At 56.9% G+C, this 2,445-nt stretch carries 2 protein-coding genes, 1 tRNA gene and 1 pseudogene; 3 read left to right on the top strand and 1 reads right to left on the bottom strand.

All coding sequences use genetic code 11. The annotated features are described in order from the left end of the window. Positions 1–175 (bottom strand): annotated as a pseudogene (locus FOY53_RS22490) (IS5/IS1182 family transposase); the annotation flags it as partial. A 17-nt stretch (positions 176–192) separates the two neighbouring features. Between FOY53_RS22490 and FOY53_RS22485 the strand changes: the two are divergent. The 3 genes from FOY53_RS22485 (at position 193) to FOY53_RS22475 (ending at position 2,146) form a co-directional block, all read left to right on the top strand. After that, complete coding sequence (locus tag FOY53_RS22485) at positions 193–612, top strand: tyrosine-type recombinase/integrase (protein ID WP_246107523.1); 420 nt, start codon at positions 193–195, stop codon at positions 610–612. An 88-nt stretch (positions 613–700) separates the two neighbouring features. Next, positions 701–774, top strand: a tRNA-Cys gene (locus FOY53_RS22480). A gap of 175 nt (positions 775–949) precedes the next feature. Further along, positions 950–2,146: a tyrosine-type recombinase/integrase gene (locus FOY53_RS22475; protein ID WP_281289610.1), complete on the top strand. Its 1,197-nt coding sequence runs from the start codon at positions 950–952 to the stop codon at positions 2,144–2,146. The last annotated feature ends 299 nt before the right edge of the window (positions 2,147–2,445 follow it).

The raw sequence follows: 2,445 nt of genomic DNA, 5'->3' as shown, positions 1-2,445 counted from the left end.
AGAACTGGATAGCCGCATCGGAAAACACCGCTGGCCGTCCGGGTCGCCAGTCACGTGGCGCGCGCCAGGTCATGTCCCTGTCGACCCGGATCAGCAGCGATCCCCGCTTCCGCAGCGATGCGTTGTAGCTGGACCAGGTCGTCGTGCGACAGCGGATGGGAGATGGCTTGCTCATACCGCGCGTCTAACGGCATGGATTCACAAAGTGAATCCTCCGTCGTCAGACTGGTGCAACAACGCCGTCAGGCACTGAAAATCACGCAAAGCAAGACCGGCAAGGCTCTCCACCTCCCGTGCACCACAGAGTTAACGACCATTCTTGAGTCGACACCCAAAGCCGGGCTGACCATTCTAACGAGCAAAACCGGCGAGCCTCTTGCCTACCGTGCGATGGCACAGATCATGCGGGATGAACGCAAACGGCTCGGGCTACTGGACTACGATCTGCACGCCCTGAGGTATCGGGGGGTCATGGAACTTGCTTGGGCAGGCTGCACTGACGACGAAATCTCAAGTTACAGCGGACATGCATCGAAAGAGATGATCCGCAAATACGCGGGGGAAGCACGGCAGGTCATGCGGGCCCAGCAGGCGGCCACCAAACGGACGTGAACAGAACGGAAACGGAACGGGAAACCGATAACTGGAGTGATAACTCCTTGACGACCCCGCTGCGAAACCCTAGTAAAACCAAGCTTTCGGCGGGTTGGCGGAGAGGTTACGCAGCGGATTGCAAATCCGTGTAGACCGGTTCGATTCCGGTACCCGCCTCCATAACCCCTTTTCCGATAGATTGCCTGCGATCTGCGCCAAACCGGGCCACTGATTTCATTGGAAAATAGGCTACAGCCCATCTTCTGGGACAAGATCGGCTGTGGGCACGGGACTTGTACGGGTATCGAATGCGGGTATTCTCGAAAACGTCGATACCCGCACATTCACAGGATAGATTCGTAAGCCTCTCACAGACGCAGCGTGCCGTGGCGCAAAGCCCGATCCTACGGGAAAATCAAAGAAAATGGCGGATGGCGGCGGCTTACTTCGGTTCGTCTCTCCATCCGGCGGGAAGCTTTGGAGACTGCGCTATCGCTCCGAAGGCCGGGAAAAGGTTCTGTCCTTCGGCGCGTACCCACAAATCACCTTGGCCGATGCTCGCTCCTTGCGGGACAAAGCCAAACGCGCCTTGAAAGAAGGGTTGGACCCTGGAGCCAATTCCAAGGCGGCACTCACCGCACCCTCGGGGGACACTTTCGAAGCTGTGGCACGCGAATGGATCAAGGCACAGTCGGTCAATTGGTCCTCTGCCCACACTGCACGCATCCTGTCCCGGTTCGAGCGCGATGCCTTCCCCGCTATCGGGTCAGCCCCAGTGGCGGAACTCAGCGCCACGGAAATCCTTGCTATGTTGCGTCCGGTAGAGGACCGCGCCCCGGACGTGGCAGGCCGCAAACGAATGACCACCGGGGCAATCATGCGCTACGCCATCGCCACGGGGCGTGCGTCCCGCGATCCTGCGGCAGACCTGAGAGGGGCTTTGAAGCCGACCCCTCGCGTCAAGCACATGGCCCGGATCGAAGCGGGCGAATTGTCGGACTTCCTCATCAAGCTGCACCGCTATGACGGCGATCCGCAGACACGCTACGCCATCGAATTCGTGATGCACCCTTTCGTAAGAACCAATGAACTGCGGTTCGGCAAATGGCGCGAGATAGACGGGAATGTGTGGCGCATACCAGCTTCGCGGATGAAGATGAACAGAGACCATATCGTGCCGCTTACACCGCACAGTCTAGCCATACTCACCCAACTAAGAGCACTCGCAGGCGGCTCGGAATGGATCGTGCGGGGTCAGTATGGCAAACCCATCAGCGAGAATACCATGCTCTTTGGGCTGTACCGTTTGGGCTACCACGGTCGCGCCACGATACACGGTTTCAGGGGGTTGGCATCTACGGTTCTGAATGAAAGCGGCCTGTGGTCGGTCGACGCCATCGAAAAGCAGCTTGCCCATGAGCCGAAGGCCAGGGTGCGACGCGCCTACAATGCGGCGCAGTTGTTGCCGGAACGAAAAAGAATGCTCGAATGGTGGAGCGAATACATCGAGGCAGCGGTGAAAAAGTCAGCGGATGACTTTTTTGTCAGCTAGGTTAATGTTTTCATATTTATTGTAAATATTCATATAGTTGAAAGTACCCCTAGTGATGTGTATATTCGTAATGTGTTCCTGTTCAATTCTGCCGCCATATCAAATGAACAGGGCCACCGGGCTGCAACCCGATGACCCTTTTTGGAGTTTCACGTGGCCAAATATATCAGCCGTTCTGACCTTTTCAAGGCGAACTTGACACCATCCTTGGCGAACTGCTCGGGTAATCCCCCCATTTTTAACGGGGTGCGGTCGTAGAACTTATGCGGCCATTTTCAGTTTCATAGCGGGTGTGATGC

It is taken from the genome of Puniceibacterium confluentis, assembly GCF_007923445.1.
GTDB classification, from domain to species: Bacteria; Pseudomonadota; Alphaproteobacteria; order Rhodobacterales; family Rhodobacteraceae; genus Puniceibacterium; species Puniceibacterium confluentis.
This window is presented reverse-complemented; position numbering and strand designations above follow the sequence as displayed.